This window comes from Edaphosphingomonas haloaromaticamans (genome assembly GCF_001853345.1).
Classification (GTDB): domain Bacteria; phylum Pseudomonadota; class Alphaproteobacteria; order Sphingomonadales; family Sphingomonadaceae; genus Sphingomonas_E; species Sphingomonas_E fennica.
Map to the genome: position 1 here is coordinate 4,378,508 of NZ_MIPT01000001.1, position 25,678 is coordinate 4,404,185.

Here is a 25,678-nt window from a genome sequence, read left to right on the forward strand (position 1 = left end):
GAAAGCCCCTGCCATGTCCGATACGCCCCCCGATCGCCTGTCGACCAATCCGAAGAGCCCCTATTTCGATGCCGATGCGCTCCAGCGCGGCGTGGGCATCCGCTTCAAGGGCGCGGAAAAGACCAATGTCGAGGAATATTGCGTGTCCGAAGGCTGGGTGCGCATGGCCGTCGGCAATTCGCGCGACCGGCACGGCAACCCGATGACGATCAAGGCCAGCGGCCCGGTCGAACCCTATTTCCGCGACGTGACGGAAGGCGGCGAATCCGCCGAGGCAAGCCCTTCGGACAACTGATCGACTCGTCTTTGAATCGCTTCGGCGCATCGCAGGCCCTGCGATGTTGCATCGCAACAGAAAAAATGTTCCCCTTCGATCCGCTTCGCGGGTCCACGGTTAAGCTCCCGGCAATCACCGGGGCGCAGGATCATGGGCCTGTAGCGTAGTGGATCGAGGGGGTTGGCATATGGGCACCCAGGCGAGACCGGCAGACGGGGCGATGGCCCTGGCCGAGATGAAGGAGTTTGCGGGCTTTCCCGCCGGCACCCAGCGCTATATCCGCCGATCGCTCGATATCGGCCTCGATCGCGAGAATGCGATGGTCCGCTGGTCGCGCGACATGGTGGAAGCCGCCAGCATCCGCGCCCAGATACGCATCTATGAGCGGCTCGACACGATCCGCGCGCTGGTGCCTGACGATAGCGGCCTCGACGCGGTCGAGCCCTTCTTCGCGCCGCTGGTGATCGTATCGGCCTTCGATCTCGGCCAGGATCGGCTGCCGGCCTTCTCCGCCTACCGCTTCCTCTACGAACGGCTGATCGGGGCGCATGTCCGCCCCTGGCTGCCGGGCGCCTTCTGCGCGGCCGCCGCCCTGCCCCATCTCCACCCCGAAAAGCGCCGGCTGCTGCTCCAGTCGATCAGCGAGGCCGCCGCCACCGCGCCCGGCTGGTCCAGCCGCGAACCCTGCTTCTTCCCGGAATGGGTGGAAAAGGTGGAAAGCCTGGCCTGATCGGGCCGGGCGCGCATTCCCGGAAAAAGAGAAGGGCGGCCCCGTCGGAGCCGCCCTTTCTTGTTCCCGAAGAACCGGAACCAGCCGAATCAGCGCATCGTCTGCGCCAGTTCCTTGTTGATCCACAGCGCCAGCAGCGTGCACACCGCGCCCGACAGCAGATAGGCGCCGGCCGCCAGCAGGCCGAAATTGCTGGCGAGCAGCAGCGCCACCAGCGGCGCGAAGCCCGCGCCCACCAGCCAGGCGAGATCCGACGTCAGCGCCGATCCGGTATAGCGGTTGGCGGGCGAGAAGCTGGAGGAGACCGCGCCGGAGGACTGGCCGAAGGCGAGGCCCAGCAGGATGAAGCCCAGCACCATGAAGGCCAGCTCGCCCAGTTCGCCGCCGTTCAGCAGCTGCGGGGCGAAGCCGCTATAGGCGGCGATGGCGGCGGCGGAGAGCGCCAGCAGCGTGCGGCGGCCGACGCGATCGGCGATCAGCCCCGAAGCGATGATCGCCACCACGCCGAAGCCCGCGGCGATCGCCTCGATCACCAGGAAGCGATCGGGCGCGTTCTGGGTGTAGAGGAACACCCAGGAGAGCGGGAACACCGTGACCATGTGGAACATGGCGAAGCTCGCCAGCGGGGCGAAGGCGCCGATGATGATCGTGCGGCCTTCCTCGCGCACCGTCTGCATCACCGGCGCGGGCTCCAGATCGCGATTCTCGTAGAGGCGGGCATATTCCGGCGTCACCACGATGCGCAGCCGGGCGAACAGCGCCACCACGTTGATCGCGAAGGCGACGAAGAAGGGATAGCGCCAGCCCCAGGCGAGGAAATCCTCCGCCGGCAGCACATAGACGAAGAAGGCGAACAGCAGGCTGGCGACGATCAGGCCCAGCGGCGCGCCGAGCTGCGGGATCATCGCATACCAGCCCCGCCGGTTCTGCGGCGCGTTGAGCGCGAGCAGCGAGGGCAGGCCATCCCAGGCGCCGCCCAGCGCCAGCCCCTGGCCGAAGCGGAACAAGGTGAGCAGCAGGGCGGCGGTGGCGCCCATCTGCTGGTAGCTGGGCAGGAAGGCGACCGCCGCAGTCGACCCGCCGAGCAGGAACAGGGCGATGGTGAGCTTGACGCCCCGGCCGTAGGCGCGGTCGATCGTCATGAACAAAAGCGATCCGAGCGGCCGGGCGATGAAGGCCACCGCGAAGATCGCGAAGGAATAGAGGGTCCCCGTCAGCGGATCGACATAGGGGAAGACCAGCTTCGGGAACACCAGCACCGAGGCGATGGCATAGACGAAGAAATCGAAGAATTCCGACGTCCGCCCGATGATGACGCCGATCGCGATCTCACCCGGCGAGACATGGCTGTGCCGCGAGTTGATTTCGCTGAGATCGCGCTCCGCGGTTCTGGAGCCAACCATCTCTGCACTCATCAAACACTCCCAAACCAAGCGCGCGCCTGATCGGCGTTGGGCCGTCCGCGTGGACCGGCCGCCGCGTTTCTGCCAAGCTGGCGTTTCGGCCAAGCACGAATCGCCCGCGACGGAAGCGCCGCAGACTTTACGCCTCTTTGCTTCCGTTCGCGAACAAGGGGATTGGACAAAATGTCCTATGTCGTTTGCCGCGTCGCAGCACTAGGCGCCCGGACCATGAACCAGCCAGCCCTTTTCCCGGCGCGGGCCATGCGCGCCGCGCGTTCCGGCGCCCTGATCGGCGCCGTCGTCGCCCTTGGCGCCCTTCTCGGCGGTTGCAACGCCGTGGTGCTCGATCCCGCCGGCGACGTCGCGAAGCAGCAGGCCAACCTGGTCGTCATCTCGACGGTGCTGATGCTGCTGATCATCGTGCCGGTGATGGCGCTCACCGTGCTGTTCGCCTGGCGCTACCGCCAGTCCAACAAGGAAGCGCGCTACGAGCCGGAATGGGATCATTCCACCCAGCTCGAGCTGCTGATCTGGGCGGCGCCGCTGCTGATCATCATCTGCCTGGGCGCGATCACCTGGACGAGCACCCATCTGCTCGATCCCTATCGCCCGGTCTCGCGCGTGGCGAAGGACCAGCCCGTGCCCGCGGACGCCCGGCCGCTGGAGGTCGAGGTGGTGGCGCTCGACTGGAAATGGCTGTTCATCTACCCCGAATATGGCATCGCCACGGTGAACGAGCTCGCCGCGCCGGTCGATCGCCCGATCAATTTCCGCATCACCTCCTCCTCGGTGATGAACTCCTTCTACATCCCCGCGCTGGCCGGCCAGATCTATGCGATGCCGGGGATGGAGACGAAGCTGCACGCCGTGCTCAACAAGGCCGGCAATTATGAAGGCTTCTCCGCCAATTACAGCGGCGCGGGCTTCTCGGGCATGCGCTTCCGCTTCCACGGCCTCGACGATGCCGGCTTCGCCGCCTGGGTCGCCAAGGCGCGCGCGGAGAAGGACCGGCTCGACCGCAAGGCCTATCTGGAGCTTGAGCGGCCGAGCGAGAACGTGCCCGTCCGCCGCTTCGCCGCGGTCGACGCCGATCTCTACGACGCGGTCGTCAACATGTGCGTCGAGCCCGGCAAGATGTGCATGAGCGAGATGATGGCGATCGACGCCAAGGGCGGCCTCGGCAAGGAAGGCATCCGCAACGTCCGCCAGCTCACCTACGACAAGCATGCCCGCCGCGGCGCGGTGCTGGCGCCCCAGCCGATGATGGTGGGCGCGGTCTGCGCCCCGCCGCAGCCGGTGAAGCAGGCGGCGGCCGAAAGGCCGGCCCCCACCGGCGCGCCGCTCACCGGCGCCGGCCTGCTGCGCCCCGGCGTGATCGGCGGGCCGCCGCGCGCCTCCGCCGACGCGGTCGTCCCCCGCGCTAACAATAGCTGATTGCCCCGGAAATCCTGATGACGGTCGAGTCCACCATGGAAAACCAATATGCCGCGCTCAGCCCGATCTTCGGTCGCCTGTCGCTGGAATCGCTGCCGCTGCACGAACCGATCCTGGTCGCGACCTTCGCGGCCGTGGCGCTGGGCGGCATAGCGCTGGTCGGCGCGCTCACCTATTTCCGGCTCTGGGGCTATCTCTGGAAGGAATGGTTCACCACCGTCGATCACAAGCGGATCGGCATCATGTACATGATCCTGGGCCTGGTGATGCTGCTGCGCGGCTTTGCCGATGCCGTCATGATGCGCCTCCAGCAGGCGATGGCGTTCAACGGGTCCGAAGGCTATCTGACCGCGCACCATTATGATCAGGTGTTCACCGCCCATGGCGTGATCATGATCTTCTTCGTGGCGATGCCCTTCGTCACCGGCCTGATGAACTATGTGGTGCCGCTGCAGATCGGCGCGCGCGACGTTTCCTTCCCCTATCTCAACAATTTCAGCTTCTGGATGACGACGGCGGGCGCCGTGCTGGTGATGTTCTCGCTGTTCATCGGCGAATTCGCGCGCACCGGCTGGCTGGCTTATCCGCCGCTGTCCAACATCGGCTACAGCCCGGATGTCGGGGTCGATTACTATATCTGGGCGCTGCAGATAGCGGGCGTCGGCACATTGCTGTCCGGCGTCAACCTGGTGGCGACGATCGTGAAGATGCGCGCGCCGGGCATGTCGATGATGAAGATGCCGGTCTTCACCTGGACGGCGCTGTGCACCAACGTGCTGATCGTGGCGGCCTTCCCGGTGCTGACCGCGGTGATGGCGCTGCTCTCGCTCGATCGCTATGTAGGCACCAACTTCTTCACGAACGATTTCGGCGGCAGCCCGATGATGTACGTGAACCTGATCTGGATCTGGGGCCACCCGGAGGTCTACATCCTGATCCTGCCGCTATTCGGCGTCTTTTCCGAAGTCACCTCCACCTTCACCGGCAAGCGGCTGTTCGGCTATACGTCGATGGTCTACGCCACGGTGGTCATCACCATCCTGTCCTACATCGTGTGGCTGCACCACTTCTTCACGATGGGATCGGGCGCCAGCGTCAACAGCTTCTTCGGCATCACCACCATGGTGATCTCGATCCCCACGGGGGCCAAGCTCTTCAACTGGCTGTTCACCATGTATCGCGGCCGCATCCGCTTCGAACTGCCGATGATGTGGACGGTGGCGTTCATGCTGACCTTCGTGGTCGGCGGCATGACCGGCGTTCTCCTTGCCGTGCCGCCCGCGGATTTCGTGCTCCACAACTCGCTGTTCCTGATCGCGCACTTCCATAACGTGATCATCGGCGGCGTGCTGTTCGGCCTGTTCGCGGCGATCAACTACTGGTTCCCCAAGGCCTTCGGCTTCCGGCTCGACCCCTTCTGGGGCAAGGTCTCCTTCTGGGCCTGGGTGGTGGGCTTCTGGCTGGCCTTCATGCCGCTCTACGTGCTCGGCCTGATGGGGGTGACGCGGCGGATGCGCGTGTTCGACGATCCCTCGCTCCAGATCTGGTTCGTGATCGCCGCCTTCGGCGCCGCCCTGATCGCGATCGGCATCGCCGCCATGCTGGTGCAGTTCGCCGTCAGCTACCTGAAGCGCGACCAGCTTCGCGACACGACGGGCGATCCGTGGAACGGCCGCACGCTGGAATGGTCCACCTCCTCGCCGCCGCCGGACTACAACTTCGCCTTCACGCCGGTGATCCACGATCTCGATGCCTGGTATGACATGAAGAGCCGCGGCTATGTGCGCCCCACCGGCGGCTACCGGCCGATCCACATGCCGAAGAACACCGGCACCGGCGTGATCCTGGCCGCGCTCAGCCTCGCCTGCGGCTTCGGGCTGGTCTGGTATATCTGGTGGCTGGCGGCGCTGAGCTTCGCGGGCGTGCTCGCGGTCGCGATCGGCCACAGCTTCAACTACAAGCGCGATTTCTACATTCCAGCGGAAACCGTGGAAAAGACGGAAGACGAGCGGACGCGCCTGCTCGCGGCGGGAGCATAAGATAATGGCCGACACCAGCCTCACCATGACCCAGTCGGGCGCCCCCCGCTTCCACCTGGAGGAGGAGCATCACCACGCCGAAGGCGGCAGCACGATGCTCGGCTTCTGGATCTACCTGATGAGCGACTGCCTCATCTTCGCGATCCTGTTCGCCTGCTACGGCGTGCTCGGCGGCAATTACGCCGCCGGCCCCTCGCCGCGCGACCTGTTCGATCTGCCCCTCGTCGCGCTCAACACGACGATGCTGCTCTTCTCCTCGATCACCTACGGCTTCGCCATGCTGGCGATGGAGAAGGGCGCGATCGGGCGGACGCAGGGCTGGCTGGCCATCACCGGCCTGTTCGGCGCGGCCTTCCTCGGCATCGAGCTCTACGAGTTCGCGCACCTGATCCACGAGGGCGCCACGCCCCAGCGCAGCGCCTTCCTCTCCTCCTTCTTCACGCTGGTCGGCACCCACGGCCTCCACGTCACCTTCGGCATCGTCTGGCTGGTGACGCTGATGGTGCAGGTGGCGCGGCGCGGGCTGGTCCCGGCCAACCGCCGGCGGCTGATGTGCCTCAGCCTGTTCTGGCACTTCCTCGACGTCATCTGGATCGGCGTCTTCACCTTTGTCTATCTGATGGGAATGCTGCGATGAGCACGGACGCCCACGGCGATCATGCCGGCCACCACGAGGATCATGGCCATGGCGACGCGCACGGCCACGGCACGCTGCGCGATTACGTAACCGGCTTCATCCTCGCCGCGATCCTGACGGCCATTCCCTTCTGGCTGGTGATGACGGACGCGCTGGGCGACAACCAGCTCACCGCGCTCGTCATCATGGGCTTCGCGGTGGCGCAGGTGGTGGTCCACATGATCTACTTCCTCCACATGAACGCGCGGTCCGAAGGCGGATGGACGATCATGGCGCTGATCTTTACTATCGTCCTCGTCGTCATCGCACTGACGGGATCGCTGTGGGTGATGTACCACCTCAACACCAACATGATGCCCATGTCGCCGCACGACATGAGCCAGATGCCTTGACCGCCGCCGGCGCGGGAGAGGACATAGCAAAGCACAAGAACGGGAAATCGGGCCGGTCCGCCGCGTCGCTCGCGCTCATCGGCCTCCTCGTCCTGCTGGGGGTCGCGGGCCTTGCGGCGCTGGGCCTCTGGCAGGTGCAGCGGCTCGCCTGGAAGGAAGCGCTGATCGCCCGGGTCGATGCCCGCGTCCACGCCGCGCCGGTGCCCGCCCCCGGCCCCGCCGCCTGGGCCGGCATTTCAGCCGCCGGCGACGAATATCGCCGCGTCGCCCTCCACGGCCGCTTCCGCCACGATCGCGAGACGCTGGTGCAGGCCGTCACCGATCTCGGCAGCGGCTATTGGGTGCTCACCCCGCTTGCCGACGACCGCGGCTTCACCGTCCTCGTCAATCGCGGCTTCGTGCCGCCCGACCGGCGCGATCCCGCCAGCCGCGCCGCCGGCAACCCGGCCGGGCCGGCCAGCGTCACCGGCCTCCTCCGCATCACCGAGCCCAGGGGCGGCTTCCTGCGCGGCAACGATCCCGCCGCCGATCGCTGGCATTCGCGCGACGTCGCCGCCATCGCCGCCGCCCGCCATCTGGGGCCAGGCCCGATCGCCCCCTATTTCATCGATGCCGCGCCCAATGCCGGCGGCTATCCCGTGGGCGGGCTCACCGTCGTCCGCTTCCCCAACAACCATCTCCAATATGCGATCACCTGGTTCGTGATGGCGCTGCTGCTGGCGGGCGCCGGCGCGGTCGTCGCCCGGCAGGAGATGCGCGCGCGGCGGGCCGCATGAACGCCGTCTGGGACAAGGCGCGCATGGCGATGGCCCCGGTGGAAGGGCCGGCGTCGATCGGCGTCAACAACATGCTGCTGCTGCTCCAGCTCCGCTGGATCGCGGTGCTCGGCCAGCTCGGCACCATCGCCGTCGTCCATGGCGTGATGGGCATTCCGCTGCCGCTGGGGCCGTTGCTGCTGATGCCGGCGCTGCTGATCGCCATCAACCTCCTGAGCCGCCCCTTCCTGCGCGAGCGCAAGCACGTCACCAATGGCGAACTGTTCAGCGCCTTCCTCGTCGATGTCGCGGCGCTGACCTGGCAGCTCCACCAGACGGGCGGCCTCACCAATCCCTTCGCCTGGCTGTTCCTGCTCCAGGTCGTGCTGGGCGCGATCCTGCTCAAGCCCTGGTCGAGCTGGGCGATCGTCGGCGTGACCACGCTCTGCCTCGCCTGGCTGATGGGCCATTATCGCCCGCTGGCCCTGCCGCCCGGCCATCAGGACGACCTGTTCGGCCTCTATCTGCAGGGCGGGCTGGTCTGCTTCGGCCTGATCGCGATCCTGCTGGTGGTGTTCGTCACCCAGATCAGCCGCAACCTGCGCGAACGCGATGCCTCGCTCGCCGATGTCCGCCAGCAGGCGGCGGAGGAGAATCACATCGTCCGCATGGGCCTGCTCGCTTCCGGCGCCGCGCACGAGCTCGGCACGCCCCTCTCCTCCCTGTCGGTGATCCTGGGGGACTGGCAGCGCATGCCGGAGCTCGCCGGCAATCCCGATCTCGCGCAGGACATCGCCGACATGCAGGCCGAGGTGCAGCGCTGCAAGGCGATCGTCAGCGGCATATTGATGTCGGCGGGCGAGGCGCGCGGCGTGGCGCCCGCCGTCACCACCATGCGCCGCTTTCTCGACGATATCGTCGCGGACTGGCGATCGAGCCGGCTGGCCGGCACCGTCGACTATGACGATCGCTTCGGCGCGGACGTGCCGATCGTCTCCGATCCGGCGCTGAAGCAGGTGATCGGCAACGTCATCGACAATGCGGCCGAAGTCTCGCCCCACTGGATCGGCATCGTCGCCCGGCGCGAGCAGGATCTGCTGGTGCTTTCGGTCAGCGATCGCGGCCCCGGCTTCAGCCCGGACATGCTGAACGGCTTCGGCCAGCCCTATCGGTCCAGCAAGGGGCGGCCGGGCGGCGGGCTCGGCCTGTTCCTGCTCGTCAACGTGCTGCGCAAGCTCGGCGGGCGGGCGGAGGCGCAGAACCGCCCCGGCGGCGGCGCCACCGTCACCATCATGCTGCCCTTGTCGGCGATCGCCTATGCGCCGAAGGAATCCTCTCGGGAGATCGCGCCATGACCGGCCCGGAAAGACTGCTGGTGATCGTGGAGGACGATGCCGCCTTCGCCCGCACGCTCCGCCGCTCCTTCGAACGGCGCGGCTATGCCGTGCTGTCCGCCGCCAGCCATGACGCGCTGGTGGCCCTGCTCGCCGATCACGATCCCGGCTATGCCGTGGTCGATCTCAAGCTTGGCGGCGCTTCCGGCCTGGCCTGCGTGCAGGCGCTCCACGCGCATGATCCGGATATGCGGATCGTCGTCCTCACCGGCTTCGCCAGCATCGCGACGGCGGTGGAGGCGATCAAGCTCGGCGCCTCGCACTATCTCGCCAAGCCTTCCAACACCGACGATATCGAGGCCGCCTTCGATCGTGCCGACGGCGACGCCGCAACCCCTGTCGACGGCCGCCAGACATCGATCAAGACGCTGGAGTGGGAACATATCCACCAGACGCTGGTGGATACCGACTTCAACATATCGGAAGCCGCCCGCCGGCTCGGCATGCATCGCCGCACGCTGGCGCGGAAGCTGGAGAAGCGGCAATTGCGCTGAAGACGTGCCGGAAAGCGGCCGCCTTCGTATCCGAAAGATGTTTCAGGCTTGTTGCGATGGATTCGCATCGTTGCGGCAAAGCATCATGATGGAAAAATCGGACGAGCCGAAGTGAGATCGGGCCGGAAAGTGGCTCGACAATCGCTATTTAATATGATGGCATCAGCCTATGTCTGATCGCCCTCGGACCCCGCTTCTCGATCTGGTGCGCACACCGGATGAACTGCGGCGATTGAGCCCCGATCAACTTGCCACCCTTGCGACCGAGCTGCGTGCGGAGATGATATCGGCGGTGGGTGTGACGGGGGGGCATCTGGGGTCTGGCCTGGGTGTGGTGGAGCTGACGGTGGCGCTCCATTATGTGTTCGACACACCCAGGGACGTGCTGATCTGGGACGTGGGCCACCAGGCCTATCCGCACAAGATATTGACCGGCAGGCGCGATCGCATCCGCACCTTGCGGCAGGGCGGCGGGCTTTCGGGTTTCACCAGGCGGTCCGAGAGCGAATATGATCCGTTCGGGGCGGCGCACAGCTCGACCTCGATCTCGGCGGCGCTCGGCTTTGCGGTGGCGAACAAGCTGGCGGGCGCGCCGGGCAAGGCGATCGCGGTGATCGGCGACGGGGCGATGTCGGCGGGCATGGCCTATGAGGCGATGAACAACGCCGCCCAGGCCGGCAACCGGCTGGTGGTGATCCTGAACGACAATGACATGTCGATCGCGCCGCCGGTGGGGGGGCTGTCCGCCTATCTCGCCCGGATCGTCTCGTCGCGGCCGTTCCTGTCCCTGCGCGATCTCGCCAAGAAGGTGGCGCGCCGGCTGCCGCGCCCGCTGCACGACGTCGCCAGCAAGACCGACCAGTTCGCCCGCGGCATGACGATGGGCGGCACGCTGTTCGAGGAGCTGGGCTTTTATTATGTCGGGCCGATCGACGGCCATAATCTCGATCACCTGATCCCGATCCTGGAGAATGTGCGCGACGCCTCCGAAGGGCCGATCCTGGTTCATGTCGTGACCCAGAAGGGCAAGGGCTATGCGCCGGCGGAGGCGGCGGCCGACAAATATCATGGCGTGCAGAAGTTCGATGTGGTGACGGGCGCGCAGGCCAAGGCGCCGCCGGGGCCGCCGGCCTATACCGCCGTCTTCGCCGATGCGCTGGTGGCCGAGGCGAAGCGCGACGAGACGATCTGCGCGATCACCGCGGCGATGCCGTCGGGCACCGGGCTCGACCGGTTCGAGAAGGCGTTTCCCGATCGCTGCTTCGACGTCGGCATTGCCGAACAGCATGCGGTGACCTTCGCCGCCGGCCTGGCCGCGCGCGGCATGCGGCCGTTCTGCGCGATCTATTCCACCTTCCTGCAGCGCGCCTACGACCAGGTGGTGCACGACGTGGCGATCCAGAACCTGCCGGTGCGCTTCGCGATCGACCGGGCGGGGCTGGTGGGGGCGGACGGCGCCACCCATGCCGGCAGCTTCGACGTCACCTATCTCGCCTCGCTGCCCAATTTCGTGGTGATGGCGGCCGCCGACGAGGCGGAGCTGACCCACATGGTCCACACCATGGCGCTGCACGATACGGGGCCGATCGCGGTGCGCTANCCCCGGGGCAACGGCACCGGCGNCGCCATCCCCGCCACGCCGGAGCGGCTGGAGATCGGCAAGGGCCGGCTGGTGCGCGAGGGCAAGACGGTGGCGATCCTCTCGCTCGGCACGCGGCTGGCGGAGGCCGAGCGCGCGGCCGACCAGCTGGAGGCCCTGGGCCTTTCCACCAGCGTCGCCGACCTGCGCTTCGCCAAGCCGCTGGACGAGGCGCTGATCCGCCGGCTGCTGTCCACCCATGAGGTGGCGGTCACCATCGAGGAAGGCGCGATCGGCGGCCTCGGCGCGCATGTGCTGACGCTGGCCTCCGACGCCGGGCTGATCGACGGCGGCCTGAAGCTGCGCACCATGCGCCTGCCCGATATCTTCCAGGACCAGGACAANCCCGAGCGCCANTACGAACAGGCCGGCCTCGACCACAACGCCATCACCGCCACCATCCTCGCTGCCCTTAGAAAAAATAGCCTCGCCGTCGCGGGGGATGCCGGTTGNTGATCTGGGACGTGGGCCACCAGGCCTATCCGCACAAGATATTGACCGGCAGGCGCGATCGCATCCGCACCTTGCGGCAGGGCGGCGGGCTTTCGGGTTTCACCAGGCGGTCCGAGAGCGAATATGATCCGTTCGGGGCGGCGCACAGCTCGACCTCGATCTCGGCGGCGCTCGGCTTTGCGGTGGCGAACAAGCTGGCGGGCGCGCCGGGCAAGGCGATCGCGGTGATCGGCGACGGGGCGATGTCGGCGGGCATGGCCTATGAGGCGATGAACAACGCCGCCCAGGCCGGCAACCGGCTGGTGGTGATCCTGAACGACAATGACATGTCGATCGCGCCGCCGGTGGGGGGGCTGTCCGCCTATCTCGCCCGGATCGTCTCGTCGCGGCCNTTCCTGTCCCTGCGCGATCTCGCCAAGAAGGTGGCGCGCCGGCTGCCGCGCCCGCTGCACGACGTCGCCAGCAAGACCGACCAGTTCGCCCGCGGCATGACGATGGGCGGCACGCTGTTCGAGGAGCTGGGCTTTTATTATGTCGGGCCGATCGACGGCCATAATCTCGATCACCTGATCCCGATCCTGGAGAATGTGCGCGACGCCTCCGAAGGGCCGATCCTGGTTCATGTCGTGACCCAGAAGGGCAAGGGCTATGCGCCGGCGGAGGCGGCGGCCGACAAATATCATGGCGTGCAGAAGTTCGATGTGGTGACGGGCGCGCAGGCCAAGGCGCCGCCGGGGCCGCCGGCCTATACCGCCGTCTTCGCCGATGCGCTGGTGGCCGAGGCGAAGCGCGACGAGACGATCTGCGCGATCACCGCGGCGATGCCGTCGGGCACCGGGCTCGACCGGTTCGAGAAGGCGTTTCCCGATCGCTGCTTCGACGTCGGCATTGCCGAACAGCATGCGGTGACCTTCGCCGCCGGCCTGGCCGCGCGCGGCATGCGGCCGTTCTGCGCGATCTATTCCACCTTCCTGCAGCGCGCCTACGACCAGGTGGTGCACGACGTGGCGATCCAGAACCTGCCGGTGCGCTTCGCGATCGACCGGGCGGGGCTGGTGGGGGCGGACGGCGCCACCCATGCCGGCAGCTTCGACGTCACCTATCTCGCCTCGCTGCCCAATTTCGTGGTGATGGCGGCCGCCGACGAGGCGGAGCTGACCCACATGGTCCACACCATGGCGCTGCACGATACGGGGCCGATCGCGGTGCGCTACCCCCGGGGCAACGGCACCGGCGTCGCCATCCCCGCCACGCCGGAGCGGCTGGAGATCGGCAAGGGCCGGCTGGTGCGCGAGGGCAAGACGGTGGCGATCCTCTCGCTCGGCACGCGGCTGGCGGAGGCCGAGCGCGCGGCCGACCAGCTGGAGGCCCTGGGCCTTTCCACCAGCGTCGCCGACCTGCGCTTCGCCAAGCCGCTGGACGAGGCGCTGATCCGCCGGCTGCTGTCCACCCATGAGGTGGCGGTCACCATCGAGGAAGGCGCGATCGGCGGCCTCGGCGCGCATGTGCTGACGCTGGCCTCCGACGCCGGGCTGATCGACGGCGGCCTGAAGCTGCGCACCATGCGCCTGCCCGATATCTTCCAGGACCAGGACAANCCCGAGCGCCANTACGAACAGGCCGGCCTCGACCACAACGCCATCACCGCCACCATCCTCGCTGCCCTTAGAAAAAATAGCCTCGCCGTCGCGGGGGATGCCGGTTGATCGGCGCGCGGCTGTTGCTGGCCGCGCTGCTGGCGGCGCCCGCCGCCGATCCGTCCGGGTCGATCGAGATCGCCGTCACCGGCGTCCGCACCGCCGAAGGGCGCGTCCATGTCGATATCTGCCCCGAGACGCATTTCCTGAAAGAGGATTGCCCGTGGTCGGGCGAGGCGCCGGCGCGGATCGGCGCCACCGTCGTCGTGGTGCGGGGCGTGCCGCCGGGCCGCTATGCCGCGCAGGGCTTCCATGACCGCAACGGCAACGGCAAGGTCGATCGCAACCTGATCGGCATTCCCACCGAGGGCATCGGCTTTTCCAACGACGCGAAGATCCGTCTCGGCCCGCCGAAATTCGCCGATGCCGCCTTCGATCACGGGCCGGGCGACCAGAGGATCGCCTTCCGCCTGCGCCATATGGCGGGCTGAAGCCGGGCGTGGCGCGGCTGGCCCCAGTAACGATGCCGGCGCGGGCGAACGGGCCGGTCGCCCGCGCGGTGGACGCCGCCTGCCGCCGGCCGATGGCGGTGCTGGTCGCCGCCCTCCTCCTCGCGCTGGCCGCCGGCGCCTATGCCGCCACCCATTTCGCGATGACGACGGACAGCACGGCGCTGATCTCGCCCGATGTCGGCTGGCGGGTGAACGAGCGCCGGCTCGACGCCGCCTTCCCGCAGAATGGCGACGCGATACTGGTGGTGGTGGATGGCGCGACGGCGGAGCTGGCGGAGACCGCCACCGCCGCGCTCGCCGATCGGCTGGCGGCCGATCGCGCCCATTTCCGGGGCGTCACCCGGCCCGACGGCGGCCAATTCTTCGCGCGCGAGGGGCTGCTCTTCCGGTCGCAGGCCGATGTCGCCGCGGCAACGGCCCGGATGGTGGAGGCCCAGCCCTTCCTCGGCCCGCTCGCCGCCGATCCCAGCCTGCGCGGCATCGCCGATGCGCTCGGCACGATGATCTCCGGCGTCGACCGGGGCGAGGCCGATATCGCCCGGATCGACCGGCCGATGGCGGCGCTGGCCGATGCGCTGGAGGCGCAGGCGGCCGGCCGGCCGGCCTATTTCTCCTGGCAGGCGCTGCTCGGCGACGGGGACAAGGAGGGCGCACTGGAGGCCCCGCGCCGCCGGCTGATCCTGGTCCGCCCGATCCTCGATTATGGCGCGCTCCAGCCCGGCATCGCCGCGAGCGACGCGATCCGTGCCGCCGCCCGCGCGCTCGCCCTCGATCCCGCCCATGGCGTCACCGTTCGCCTCACCGGATCGGTGCCGCTGTCGGACGAGGAATTCTCCTCGCTCGCCGACAAGGCATGGCTGGTGGCCATGGTGATGATCGCCGCCATGCTCGGCACATTATGGCTCGCCACCCGCTCCGGCCGGCTGGTCGCGGCGATCATGCTCACCACGCTCGCCGGCCTCGTCGTCACCGCCGCGATCGGGCTGATCGCCGTCGGCCGGTTCAACCTGATCTCGGTCGCGTTCATCCCGCTGTTCGTGGGGCTGGGCGTCGATTTCGGCATCCAGATCGCCGTGCGCTTCCAGGCCGAACGCCATGGCGGCGCGAGCCCCGCCGACGCGCTGCGGGCGGCGGCCACCGCGCTCGGCGCGCCGCTGCTGCTCGCCGCCGGCGCCGTCTGCCTCGGCTTCCTCGCCTTCCTGCCCACCGATTATGTGGGGATCGCCGAACTGGGCATCATCTCCGGCATCGGCATGATCGTGGCGCTCGCCTTCAGCGCCACCTTGCTGCCGGCGCTGATCCTGCTGCTACGCCCCGGCCGGCCCCGCGCCGAGGTGGGGACGCCCGCGCTGGCCCCGGCCGACGCCTTCCTGATTCAGCGGCGCAAATTGGTGCTGGGCCTGTTCGGCCTGTCAATGGTGGTGAGCATCATCGCGCTGCCGGCGGTGCGGTTCGATTTCAACCCGCTCCACCTCAAGGCCCCCGATGCCGAGGCGATGGCGACGCTGACCGATCTGATGCACGATCCCGATCGCAACCCCAATGTGATCGACATCCTCGCGCCCGATCTCCCCGCCGCCCGCCGGCTCGCCGCGCGGCTGGAAGCCTTGCCCGAGGTCGGCCGGGTGATGACGATCGAAAGCTTCGTGCCCGAAGGCCAGGCGGAAAAGCTCGCCACGATCGCCGATGCGCGCCTACTGCTCGATCTCACGCTCGATCCGCTGGAGCCGCTGCCGCCGCCAAGCGACGCCGATACGGTCGCCGCCCTCCGCCGCACGGCCGCCGCGCTCGCCTCCCATGGCGAAAACGCCAATGCCCGCCGCTTGGCCAAGGCCCTCTCCACGCTGGCCGGCGCGCCGCCCGAGGCCCGCGACAAGGCCCGTGCGATGCTGGTGCCGCCGCTGGAGGCGATGCTCGCCCAGCTGCGCGCCGCCCTGTCCGCCGAACCCGTCACGCTGACCGATATCCCTGCCGATCTGAAGCGCGACTGGCTGGCCCCGAAGAGCGGCGTGCGCGTGCAGGCGGTGCCCCGCGCGGCCGGCAACGACAATGAAGCGCTCGCCCGCTTCACCCGCGCGGTGCGCGCGATCGCGCCCGATGCCACCGGCGTCGCCATATCCACCCAGGAAGGCGCGCGCACCGTCGCCCATGCCTTCGTCCATGCCGGCCTGCTGGCGCTGGCGGCGATCAGCCTGCTGCTCTTCGCCGTGCTGCGCGACCTGCGCGAGGTGGCCTTCACCCTCGCGCCCGTCATCCTTTCGGGATTCCTCACGCTCGGCACCTGCGTGCTGATCGGCCAGCCGATCAACTTCGCCAACATCATCGCCTTCCCGCTGCTGTTCGGGGTGGGCGTGGCCTTCCACATCTATTTCGTGATGGCCTGGCGGGCCGGCGCCGCCGATCTCCTGCAATCCAGCCTCGCGCGCGCCATCTTCTTCTCGGCGCTCGCCACCGGCACCGCCTTCGGCAGCCTCTGGCTGTCCAGCCATCCCGGCACCGCCAGCATGGGCAAGATCCTGATGCTGTCGCTCGCCTGGACCCTGGTGTGCGCGCTGATCTTCGAGCCCGCCCTGCTCGGGCCGCCGCGAAAGGATCAGCGTTGAGCGCCGCCGTCGATCGCGCGCAGCCGCCGGGCGACGCCGGCCACGCCATCCGTGGCGACGGTGCGGGCGAGGTCCGCGCGCTGCACGGCAAGCTGGCTCACCCCTTGCGCGATCACGTCGATGATCCGCCATTCCCCGCCCGACTGGCGCATCCGATAGAGCAATGTAGCGCCGCCGCTGGTGCCGGTGCGGATCGTCACCTTCACGATCCGGCTGCTGTCCCGCACGGTAACGTCGGGATCGACGATGAAGCGCTCCCCGCCATAGCTCGCGAAATTCCGCGCGAGCGACAGGGCCGAATGCCGCGTCAGCGCCGCGATCGCCGCCTGCCGGTCCGCCGCCGGGCTGGCGGCCCATTTCGGGCCGATCACCAAAGCCGTGATCGCCGGCATGTCGTAATAAGCCCGCACAGCCGCCTCGAACCGGTCGGTGCGCTGGGCCAGCGGCAGCCGCGCCTTCATGATCGCGACCACCTGATCGTTGTAGGCCGCCACGCGCGCGGCCGGATCGGCGGCCTGCGCCTGAGCCGCGACGGGCACCAGCGGCATGGCGGCAAGCGCCAGGAGAAAGGCGGGGCGGAACATCGGCGTCTCCATCCGCGACGGGCAGGCCGCAACGATGTGGCCCGGCCCGGCGGCGGCGGCAAGCCCCTGCCGCCGCGATCATGGCAGGAACGGCACGGAACGCCTTGCCGCGATTTAACTTTTGGGAATGAGCCGGCTCCGCTATCTGTTGGCGCAGCCTCGTAAAAGGAGGACTCGGTGGTTAAGCTCGTCCTTGCCCAGCCCCGCGGTTTCTGCGCCGGCGTGATCCGCGCGATCGAGATCGTGGACAACGCCCTCAATCGGGTGGGCGCCCCCGTCTACGTCCGGCACGAGATCGTCCATAATCGCCATGTGGTCGATACGCTGCGCGCCAAGGGCGCTGTGTTCGTGGAGGAATTGTCCGACGTTCCCGACGGCGCCGTCACCGTGTTCAGCGCCCATGGCGTCGCCCGCGCGGTGGAGAAGGAAGCGCGCGATCGCGGGCTGCCGGTGCTGGATGCCACCTGCCCGCTGGTCAGCAAGGTCCATATCCAGGGCCGCCGCTATGTCGCCGCCGGCCGCACGCTGGTGCTGATCGGTCATGCCGGCCACCCGGAGGTGGAGGGCACGCTGGGCCAGATCGACGGCACCGTCCATCTGGTCGGATCGGCGGAGGACGTGGCCGCGCTCGACATCGCCGACGACAGCCCCGTCGCCTATGTCACCCAGACGACGCTGTCGGTGGACGACACGCGATCGGTGATCGATGCGCTGAAGGCGCGCTTCGCCGACATCACCGGCCCCGGCACCGCCGACATCTGCTACGCCACCCAGAACCGGCAGACCGCCGTGCGCGATCTCTGCCGCGTGGTCGATATGCTGCTGGTGGTGGGATCAGCCAACAGCTCCAATTCCAACCGCCTGCGCGAAATCGGCGTGGAGCTGGGCCTGCCCAGCCACCTCGTCGCGGATGGCGACGCGATCGACCCCGCCTGGCTCGAGGGGGTAGAGCGGATCGGCCTCACCGCCGGGGCCTCGGCGCCCGAGGATCTCGTCCAGGGCGTGATCGCCGCGATCCGCGGCCATGTTCCCATCACCGTCGAAACGCTCGACGGGATCGAGGAGGATCTTCATTTCCGCCTGCCGCCGGCGCTCGATCGGCTGGCCCGGCGCGATGTGGTTGCAGAGGAGGCCTGAGCAAGATGGCGGCCATACCCTTTTCCCAGGCGGCGCGGATCGGCGGCTATGTGCTGGGCCGCAAGCTCCGGCGCGTCGAACGCTATCCGCTGGTGCTGATGCTGGAGCCGCTGTTGCGCTGCAACCTCGCCTGCAAGGGCTGCGGCAAGATCGACTATCCGGACGAGATACTGAACCAGCGCCTTTCCTACGACCAGTGCATGGCCGCGATCGATGAATGCGGCGCCCCCGCCGTATCGATCGCCGGCGGGGAGCCGCTGCTCCATCGCGAGATGCCGCGCATCGTCGAAGGCTATATCGCGCGCAAGAAGTTCGTCATCCTCTGCACCAACGCGCTGCTTCTGAAGAAGAAGATCGATCAGTATCGCCCGTCGCCCTTCTTCACCTGGTCGATCCACCTCGACGGCGATCAGGTGATGCACGATCGCTCGGTCTGCCAGGACGGCGTCTACGAGGTCGCGCGCGATGCGATCCTGCTCGCCAAGTCCAGGGGGTTCCGCACCCAGATCAACTGCACCGTGTTCGACGGCGCCGATCCCGATCGGCTCGCGGCCTTCTTCGACGACATGATGGCGATCGGGCTCGACGGCATCACCGTCTCGCCCGGCTATGCCTATGAACGCGCGCCGGACCAGCAGCATTTCCTCAACCGCGAAAAGACGCGTCAGCTCTTCCGCGACGTGTTCCGCCATGATCCCAAGCGGAAATGGGCCTTCACCAACTCGCCCCTGTTCCTGGATTTCCTGGCCGGCAACCAGACCTACGAATGCACCCCCTGGTCGATGCCGCTGCGCACCGTCTTCGGCTGGCAAAAGCCCTGCTACCTGCTCGGCGAAGGCTATGTGCAGACCTTCCGCGAGCTGATCGACGACACGGACTGGGAGAATTACGGCGTCGGCAAATATGAAAAATGCGCCGACTGCATGGTCCATTGCGGGTTCGAGGGCACCGCGACCACCGACGCCGTCCGCCATCCGTTCAAATTCCTGAAGGCCGCCCGCCACATCCGGACCGAAGGCCCGATGGCCCCGGATATCGACCTCAGCCGCCAGCGCCCGGCCGAGAATGTCTATTCCAGCCATGTCGAGCGCGAACTGGCCCTCATCCGGCAATCGCAGCCCGAAGCCGGCAAGCATGTGACGGCGGCGTGGCGGTGAAAACCATCGAAGCGAGGTAAGCTACGCTCCAGAAGTCATGTGGGGCCGGGCGTTGGCGGTCACAGCCACAGCCACAGCGGGCGTCTTTCCCATCCGACTGGAAACCCCATTTCAGCCAGCCCGCCCGTCGGATGGGTTTTCAGTAGCTTCTTCAGCTTTGATTGCCATCCTGACGTCGGATCTACCTGATGCAGCAGATACTGAATAAGCACCAAGCTGTTGTAGAGCAGGGCCGGCCCGGGATTGGCCGTCGTTTCCAGGGTTTCCACCAACATTGCTGGTTTCACGGGCAGTTTCATACGGATCAGGAAACCGCGATTCCATAAGCGGGCATGATGGGCGCAACTGTTGCGGACCGTGGAAAGATGTCTCAACAACGGCACCAGCACGACTTCGGGCAGGCCCGTCGGCTGGGCGATTCTGTTCCTTAAAGCGCGATCGTGGAGCGAAGAGAACCAGCGCGATAATTGCCCAAAGGACATCATCTCCGCGACCATCCAGACCGGCGGCATCGCTGGATCATCATAGTTCTGCCGATAATGATCGATATACGTCTCCGGCGAGGTTCCGACTTCGCGGGCGAGCCGCGCCAGATTTTCATGAAAGATACGGCGATCGCTATAGAGTGATGCGTCGAGATAGCTATGTGGGCCACCGTTATGCGCAAGCGCATAAGCCCAGCTTCCTCGAATCGCGACCTCGATCCTCTCGATTGCATCGAGAACGAGTAATCGCAATCGGCGATCGAATTCATACAGCGCGGTGATGGTATCGAAATTTGTGCCCGGAGCAAATCTTGGGCCGGCATGCCCCTTGGGATTTTCAAATGGCAGCCAATAAGCACTCAGGCGATAATAGCTTACATGGCGCAGCCAATGCTCAGCGCGGTTGACATCGGGCACGATCATGCCCTGCATGCGCAGATGCGCGATCTGCTGCGCAAAAGTCATTGCCGGTTTGGTAAACGGTCGCGACATGCCGTTACATAGCCGGCACGATCCTGAAAATAAAAGACCCGCCAAGTGTGCATACCCTTGCGGGCAGAGGCCTGGCGGGTTCGATTAGGGCCTAGATAGGCGCATGAATCCTACAATTCAACTAAAAGCCCATATCTGCCGGTCGGAGTGCGACGTCGGCTTTCCATCGATATATCGAATTGCGCCCGCCTCAATTGCAGCACGGCCGCTACGCCGCCTCCCAACTCATTTCACGCCATCGGCCCGGTAGATCACCCCGTCCTTCATCACGACCGCGAAGTTGCGATCCGGGTCGCCGATCAGGTCGATATTCGCCAGCGGATCGCCGTTCACCAGGATGAGGTCGGCCAGCGCGCCGGCCTCGACCACGCCCAGCTTGCCCTTATAGGGCGCGCGTTCGCCCGACAGGGCGAGGAGCTGGGCGTTGTCGTGCGTCACCATCCGCAGGATCTCGGCCGGGGTGAACCATTGCTTCAGCCGGAGGATATAGGCGTTCTGTTCCCGATTCTCCTCGGGCCGGAACAGGAAGTCCGTGCCCCAGGCGAGCTTCACATGATATTTCTTCGCCCAACTCCAAGCATGGTCCGAACCTTCGCGCACCGCCATCTTCTTGGCGACGCGATCGGGCGGATCGTTCGGCAGGGGCGGCGGCAGGTTCTGGAGGGAAAGCCATGCGCCGCGATCGGCGATCAGCTTGATCGTCGCTTCGTCGAGCAGCTGGCCATGCTCGATGGATTTCACCCCCGCATCCAGCGCACGGCGCACCGCGCGCGACGTATAGGCGTGCACGGCGACATAGGTGCCCCAATCCTCGGCGGCGGCCACGGCGGCCGAAAGCTCCTCGGGCAGATATTGGGTCACGTCGATCGGATCGTAATCGGAGGATGAACCTCCGCCCGCCATCAGCTTGATCTGGCTCGCCCCGAAGCGGAGATTCTCGCGCGTAGCGGCGAGCACCTCGTCCCGCCCGTCGGCGATGAAGGTGGCGCCGAACTCCTCGGCGCGCGATGGCTTGCCGAAGAAGCGGCGCGAGCGTTCCGTGGGCAGGCGGAAATCGCCGTGGCCGGACGTCTGGCTGATCACCGCGCCCGACGGCCAGATGCGCGGCCCCTGATATTTGCCACTATCGATCCCGGCCTTCAGCCCGAAAACCGGGCCGCCCATGTCGCGCACGGCGGTAAAGCCGCGCAGCAGCATGGCCCTGGCCTGATCGGCGGCGGCGGCCTCGGCTGCCTGCGGGGTCAGATCCGGCGACATGAGCTTCGCCATGTCGAGCGCGCCGAAGGTCAGGTGCACATGGACGTCGATCAGCCCCGGCATCAGCGTCCGGCCGCGCCCCTCGATCACCCGCGTCCCGGCGCCCGCCTTGGCCGCCGGCCCGATCGCCATGATGACATTGCCCTTCACCGCGACATTGGTGGGCGGGGACAGGCGATCCGACTGCCCGTCGAACACCCGCACATCGCGGAACAGCGTTTCCGGGGCATCCTGCGCGTGGACCGCCGTGCCTGTCGCCATCGTCATGAAAAGCGCCGCCGCCGGCCGCCAATGCTTCCAGTGCATCATTGCCTCTGCTCCCAGAACCGTTCGCCTTCATTCATGCGCGCCATCAGCCGTTCGAGCGACCGGAAGGCCGCGCCCACATCGCGCGCGGTGCGGATCAGGGCGGGCAGCTGGCCGGGGTTGCGGGCCAGCGATGCCGTCACCGGGCCGATCGCCATGCCGCCGCCGGGCTGCATCCCCACCCAGGCGGCGTGCGGCAGATCATGGTCGGCGGTATCGGATATCACCCGCAGGAAGGCGAAGGGCAGGCCGTGCCGGGCCGCCACGCGGGCGGCGACGTGCGATTCCATATCGACGATGATCGCGCCCGTTCCGGCATGGAGCGCATGCTTGGCGGCCGCTTCGGCGACCAGCGTGCCATCGGCATGGACTTCGCCGATCCGCGCCTCGGGCAGGCGGCGGGCGAGTGCCTCCACCGTCGCCGGATCGCCGCCGATCGTCCAGTCGCCGACGGCGAGGTCGGGAGCGAGGCCGCCGGCTATCCCCATGCTCCAGATCGCGCGCGCGGAACGCGCATGCGCCTCCAGCGCGGCTTCCAGCGCCGCCGCGTCGCCGCCGCCGGGGATCGGCGCCAGCCCGTCGCGCGCGATGATCCGGGCCTCGCGCTTCAGCCCCGTCGCCACCAGGATCGTCACATGCCCACCATCACGCGACGCGCGTTGCCGCGCTTGAGGTTGCGGTATCGCGCCATCGCCCAGAGCGGGAAATAGCGCGGATAGCCGTGGTAGCGCAGGTAGAAGACGCGCGGGAAACCGCCGCCGGTGAAATGTTCCTGCGGCCACAGCCCATCCGTGCCCTGATGGCGCATCAGCCAGCCGATGCCGCGCTGGACGGCGGCGCCATCCACCTCGCCCGCCGCCATCAGCCCGATCAGCGCCCAGGCCGTCTGCGAGGCCGTGGAGGGCGCGGGGCGGTGGCCGGTGCGATCCAGCGCATAGCTGTCGCAATCCTCGCCCCAGCCGCCATCGGGATTCTGGATCGCCTCCAGCCAGGCGACCGCCCTGCGCACGATCGGTTCCTGCGGATCGACCCCCGCCGCGTTGAGCGCGCAGAGGGCGGACCATGTGCCGTAGACATAGTTCACCCCCCAGCGGCCGAACCAGCTGCCATCGGCCTCCTGCTCGCGCGCGAGATAGGCGAGCGCCGCCCGCATGCGGGGGCTTTCCGCCGGCTCGCCGAGTTGCGCCAGCATCGATATGCAGCGCGCGGTGACATCCACGGTCGGCGGATCGAGCAGCGCGCCATGATCGGCGAAGGGGATGTTGTTGAGATATTCCGCCATATTATCGGCATCGAAGGCGCCCCAGCCGCCATTGCGGCTCTGCATGCCTTCCACCCATTCGCGGCCGCGCGCGATCGGCTGATCCTGCCCGTCGCCCGGCACGATCCGGCCGCGCGCGCGGTCCATCGCCATCGCCACCACGGCGGTATCGTCCAGATCGGGATAATGATCGTTGCGATACTGGAAGGCCCAGCCGCCCGGCCGCACATCGGGCCGCTGTTCCGCCCAGTCGCCCTTCACGTCCAGCACCTGCAGCGGCTTGAGCCAGGCGAGCCCCTTCGCCGCCCGCGCTTCCGCCGCCTCGCCGCCTGCCTCCATCAGGGCATGCGCCGCCAATGCGGTATCCCAGACGGGCGAGACGCAGGGCTGGCAGTAGATCTCGTCCGTTCCGTCCTCGGGATCGAGCACCAGCAGCTTTTCGACCGAGGCGCGGGCGATGGCGCGATCGGGATGATCGGGCGGATAGCCGAGCGCATCATACATCATCACGGCATTGGCCATGGCGGGATAGATCGCGCCCAGCCCGTCCTCCCCGTTCAGCCGTTCGCGCGTCCAGGCGACGCAGCGATCGATCGCGCGGCGGCGCAAGCCGGCGGGCCAGAAGGGGCGCACGCCCTTCAGCAGCTTGTCGAGCGCGAGGAAGCCTTCGGTCCACAGTCTTCCGGTGCCCGCCGCGCGGCTGGCGATCGGCGCCGGTTCCTTGCTGCGATACAGTTCGTCGACATGGGTGCCGCGCGGATTGCGCGCGCGCGGGCGGAGCGCCATCAGCACCAGCAGCGGCACGATCACGGTGCGCGCCCAATAGGACATCTTCGACAGGTGGATCGGGAACCAGCGCGGCAGCAGGATCATCTCCACCGGCATTTCCGGCGCCGCCGCCCACGGCCCCGCGCCATAGAGGGCAAGCTGGATGCGGGTGAAGACATTGGCGGCTTCCGCCCCGCCGGCCGCGAGCACCGCCGCGCGCGCCCGCGCCATATGGGGCGCATCCCCGTCATCGCCGATCAGCTTGAGCGCGAAATAGGCCTTCACCGTGGTGCTCAGGTCCATCGCGCCGCCGTGGAACAGCGGCCAGCCGCCGTCCCCGTTCTGGATGCGGCGGAGATAGCGGCCGACCTTCGCCTCCAGCGCCAGATCCTCCGGCTCGCCCAGATAATGGCGCAGCAGCAGATATTCGGCCGGGATGGTGGCATCGGCCTCCAGCTCGAACACCCAATGGCCGTCGTCGCGCTGGGCGGCGATCAGCGCCACCGCCGCGCGATCGACGGCCTTCTCCACCGCGGCCAGCGGATCGACGGGAACAGGATTGCCGGCTTCAGACTGATACATGCGCGCGTGCCACCTCGCCTGCCAGATGGGCGGCCGTCCGCCCGGATCGGATCGCCCCTTCGATCGTCGCCGGCAGGCCGGTCCGCGTCCAGTCGCCCGCCAGCATCAGATTGGCCCAGGCCGTGGCCGCCCCCGGCCGCCGCGCATCCTGATCGGGCGTGGCGGCGAAGGTGGCGCGGCGTTCGCGCACGATCTGCCAAGGCGGCAACGGCGCATCGATCCCGGCGGCGCGGGCCACCTCCGCCCACAGCCGGGCGGCGAGCGCGCCGCGATCCTCATCGCACAACCGGTCGGCGGCGCTGATCGTCACCGAGATCCTGTCGGGAAAGGCGAAGATCCATTCCGCGGTGCCACCGATCACCCCCAGCATCGGCGGCAAGGCGGGCGGCGGCGGAAAGGCGAAATGGGCGTTGACGATGGCATGGTGGCGATCGGGCACGGTGAGGCCCGGCACGAGATCGGCCGCCATCCATGCCGGCACCGCGAGGACCACCGGATCGTCGGCGGCGACGGCATCCGCCCCGTCGGCGAAACCCAGCCGCTCCACCCGATCGCCCGCGAAGCCCAGCGCCTTCAGCCGCCGGCCCATGCGGATGTCAGCGCCATGCGACCGGAGCCACGCGATCGCCGGATCGACGAAGGCGGCCGCCAAGGTGGGATGGGCGATGCGGGGGCGGCAGGCGCGGCCGCCCTTGGCCAGCGTCTCGCGGATCACGGCGGCCGCCAGCCCGGCCGATGCCTCCGCCGGCGGGGTGTTCATCACCGCCACCATCAGCGGCGCGATCAGCCTTTCCCACAGGGGCGTATCGGTGGCGATCACATCGCCGATCCGCGCGTCCGCATCGGCGCCCAGCAGGCGAGCGAGCGGCAGATAATCGGCAACACTCGTGCCCGGCACCCGCCGGCCGGGGACGAACAGCCACCAGGGCAGCGGCCCGCCATTGGGCGCCACCCGCCAGCGTTCGCCATCGCGCAGGTCGAAAAAGGCGAAGCTCGCCTCCGCCGGCCCGGCCAGCCGATCGGCGGCGCCGATCGTGGCGAGATGATCGGCCACGGCGGCATTGCCCGACAGCACCAGATGGTTGCCGTTATCGATAGTGAGGCCGAGCTGGGGATCGTGATAGGAGCGGCAGCGCCCGCCGGCGCGCGGCCCCGCTTCGGACAAGGTGACGGCGTGGCCCGCCTTGGTGAGCGCGATCGCCGCCGCCAATCCGGCCAGCCCCGCGCCGATCACATGAGCCCGCGCCATC

At 67.9% G+C, this 25,678-nt stretch carries 21 protein-coding genes and 1 pseudogene; 15 read left to right on the forward strand and 7 right to left on the reverse strand.

The features are described 5' to 3' along the window. Window positions 1–13 precede the first annotated feature (13 nt). The gene (locus BHE75_RS20395) at window positions 14–295 is read left to right on the forward strand and encodes a DUF3297 family protein (RefSeq protein ID WP_015458544.1); all 282 of its coding nucleotides are present in this window, start codon (window positions 14–16) and stop codon (window positions 293–295) included. A gap of 169 nt (window positions 296–464) precedes the next feature. Next, entirely contained in the window at window positions 465–1,007 is a 543-nt protein-coding gene (locus tag BHE75_RS20400) for a hypothetical protein (RefSeq protein WP_015458545.1), read from the forward strand. 89 nt (window positions 1,008–1,096) lie between these two features. Here the strand turns inward: BHE75_RS20400 and BHE75_RS20405 are convergent, their stop codons facing one another. Next, complete coding sequence (locus BHE75_RS20405; protein WP_015458546.1) at window positions 1,097–2,422, reverse strand: MFS transporter; 1,326 nt, start codon at window positions 2,420–2,422, stop codon at window positions 1,097–1,099. 216 nt (window positions 2,423–2,638) lie between these two features. Between BHE75_RS20405 and cyoA the strand changes: the two genes are divergently transcribed. The 11 genes and pseudogenes from cyoA to BHE75_RS20460 all read left to right on the forward strand — a co-directional run bounded on the left by cyoA (window position 2,639) and on the right by BHE75_RS20460 (window position 16,399). Further along, complete coding sequence (gene cyoA / locus BHE75_RS20410) at window positions 2,639–3,844, forward strand: ubiquinol oxidase subunit II (RefSeq protein ID WP_139181792.1); 1,206 nt, start codon at window positions 2,639–2,641, stop codon at window positions 3,842–3,844. 35 nt (window positions 3,845–3,879) lie between these two features. After that, window positions 3,880–5,883: a cytochrome o ubiquinol oxidase subunit I gene (cyoB, locus tag BHE75_RS20415; RefSeq protein WP_015458548.1), complete on the forward strand. Its 2,004-nt coding sequence runs from the start codon at window positions 3,880–3,882 to the stop codon at window positions 5,881–5,883. A gap of 4 nt (window positions 5,884–5,887) precedes the next feature. Next, window positions 5,888–6,520: a cytochrome o ubiquinol oxidase subunit III gene (gene cyoC, locus BHE75_RS20420; RefSeq protein WP_070935110.1), complete on the forward strand. Its 633-nt coding sequence runs from the start codon at window positions 5,888–5,890 to the stop codon at window positions 6,518–6,520. After that, complete coding sequence (gene cyoD, locus BHE75_RS20425; RefSeq protein WP_015458550.1) at window positions 6,517–6,912, forward strand: cytochrome o ubiquinol oxidase subunit IV; 396 nt, start codon at window positions 6,517–6,519, stop codon at window positions 6,910–6,912. The genes cyoC and cyoD overlap by 4 nt, the downstream gene beginning before the upstream one ends. Next, window positions 6,909–7,688 (forward strand): SURF1 family protein, encoded by a 780-nt coding sequence (locus BHE75_RS20430; protein WP_070935112.1) that lies wholly within the window; start codon window positions 6,909–6,911, stop codon window positions 7,686–7,688. The genes cyoD and BHE75_RS20430 overlap by 4 nt, the downstream gene beginning before the upstream one ends. Continuing rightward, window positions 7,685–9,022 (forward strand): ATP-binding protein, encoded by a 1,338-nt coding sequence (locus tag BHE75_RS20435; protein ID WP_015458552.1) that lies wholly within the window; start codon window positions 7,685–7,687, stop codon window positions 9,020–9,022. The genes BHE75_RS20430 and BHE75_RS20435 overlap by 4 nt, the downstream gene beginning before the upstream one ends. Beyond that, complete coding sequence (locus tag BHE75_RS20440; protein WP_015458553.1) at window positions 9,019–9,555, forward strand: response regulator transcription factor; 537 nt, start codon at window positions 9,019–9,021, stop codon at window positions 9,553–9,555. The genes BHE75_RS20435 and BHE75_RS20440 overlap by 4 nt, the downstream gene beginning before the upstream one ends. Window positions 9,556–9,724: 169 nt before the next feature. Then, window positions 9,725–11,650, forward strand: a complete 1,926-nt coding sequence (gene dxs / locus BHE75_RS20445) for a 1-deoxy-D-xylulose-5-phosphate synthase (protein WP_070935114.1) — start codon at window positions 9,725–9,727, stop codon at window positions 11,648–11,650. Then, a pseudogene (dxs, locus tag BHE75_RS20450) lies at window positions 11,650–13,353 on the forward strand (1-deoxy-D-xylulose-5-phosphate synthase); the annotation flags it as partial. The gene dxs (BHE75_RS20445) and the pseudogene dxs (BHE75_RS20450), both read left to right, overlap by 1 nt. Continuing rightward, the gene (locus tag BHE75_RS20455; RefSeq protein ID WP_070935116.1) at window positions 13,350–13,775 is read left to right on the forward strand and encodes a DUF2141 domain-containing protein; all 426 of its coding nucleotides are present in this window, start codon (window positions 13,350–13,352) and stop codon (window positions 13,773–13,775) included. The pseudogene dxs (BHE75_RS20450) and the gene BHE75_RS20455, both read left to right, overlap by 4 nt. Before the next feature lie 32 nt (window positions 13,776–13,807). Next, window positions 13,808–16,399 carry an MMPL family transporter gene (locus BHE75_RS20460; RefSeq protein WP_070935118.1) on the forward strand — a complete coding sequence of 864 codons (2,592 nt, stop codon included), beginning with the start codon at window positions 13,808–13,810 and terminating at the stop codon, window positions 16,397–16,399. Here BHE75_RS20460 and BHE75_RS20465 read toward each other — a convergent pair. Next, window positions 16,390–16,983 (reverse strand): ABC transporter substrate-binding protein, encoded by a 594-nt coding sequence (locus BHE75_RS20465; protein ID WP_070936207.1) that lies wholly within the window; start codon window positions 16,981–16,983, stop codon window positions 16,390–16,392. The genes BHE75_RS20460 and BHE75_RS20465 overlap by 10 nt on opposite strands. A gap of 177 nt (window positions 16,984–17,160) precedes the next feature. Here BHE75_RS20465 and ispH point away from each other — a divergent pair, with 177 nt between their 5' ends. Both ispH and hpnH read left to right on the forward strand, forming a co-directional pair. Beyond that, window positions 17,161–18,120 (forward strand): 4-hydroxy-3-methylbut-2-enyl diphosphate reductase, encoded by a 960-nt coding sequence (gene ispH / locus BHE75_RS20470; protein WP_070935121.1) that lies wholly within the window; start codon window positions 17,161–17,163, stop codon window positions 18,118–18,120. A 5-nt stretch (window positions 18,121–18,125) separates the two neighbouring features. Then, the gene (hpnH, locus tag BHE75_RS20475; RefSeq protein WP_070935123.1) at window positions 18,126–19,277 is read left to right on the forward strand and encodes an adenosyl-hopene transferase HpnH; all 1,152 of its coding nucleotides are present in this window, start codon (window positions 18,126–18,128) and stop codon (window positions 19,275–19,277) included. A 59-nt stretch (window positions 19,278–19,336) separates the two neighbouring features. Here the strand turns inward: hpnH and BHE75_RS20480 are convergent, their stop codons facing one another. The 5 genes from BHE75_RS20480 to hpnE all read right to left on the reverse strand — a co-directional run bounded on the left by BHE75_RS20480 (window position 19,337) and on the right by hpnE (window position 25,677). Next, entirely contained in the window at window positions 19,337–20,227 is an 891-nt protein-coding gene (locus tag BHE75_RS20480) for an Abi family protein (protein WP_254684517.1), read from the reverse strand. Between the two features lie 252 nt (window positions 20,228–20,479). Beyond that, window positions 20,480–21,820 carry a metal-dependent hydrolase family protein gene (locus BHE75_RS20485; protein WP_070935127.1) on the reverse strand — a complete coding sequence of 447 codons (1,341 nt, stop codon included), beginning with the start codon at window positions 21,818–21,820 and terminating at the stop codon, window positions 20,480–20,482. Continuing rightward, window positions 21,817–22,452 carry a phosphorylase family protein gene (locus tag BHE75_RS20490; RefSeq protein WP_070935128.1) on the reverse strand — a complete coding sequence of 212 codons (636 nt, stop codon included), beginning with the start codon at window positions 22,450–22,452 and terminating at the stop codon, window positions 21,817–21,819. Before BHE75_RS20490 ends, BHE75_RS20485 begins: the two co-directional genes overlap by 4 nt. Continuing rightward, window positions 22,449–24,428 (reverse strand): squalene--hopene cyclase, encoded by a 1,980-nt coding sequence (gene shc, locus BHE75_RS20495; RefSeq protein ID WP_070935131.1) that lies wholly within the window; start codon window positions 24,426–24,428, stop codon window positions 22,449–22,451. Before shc ends, BHE75_RS20490 begins: the two co-directional genes overlap by 4 nt. After that, window positions 24,415–25,677, reverse strand: a complete 1,263-nt coding sequence (gene hpnE, locus BHE75_RS20500; RefSeq protein WP_070935132.1) for a hydroxysqualene dehydroxylase HpnE — start codon at window positions 25,675–25,677, stop codon at window positions 24,415–24,417. The genes shc and hpnE overlap by 14 nt, the downstream gene beginning before the upstream one ends. Window position 25,678: the final 1 nt, after the last annotated feature.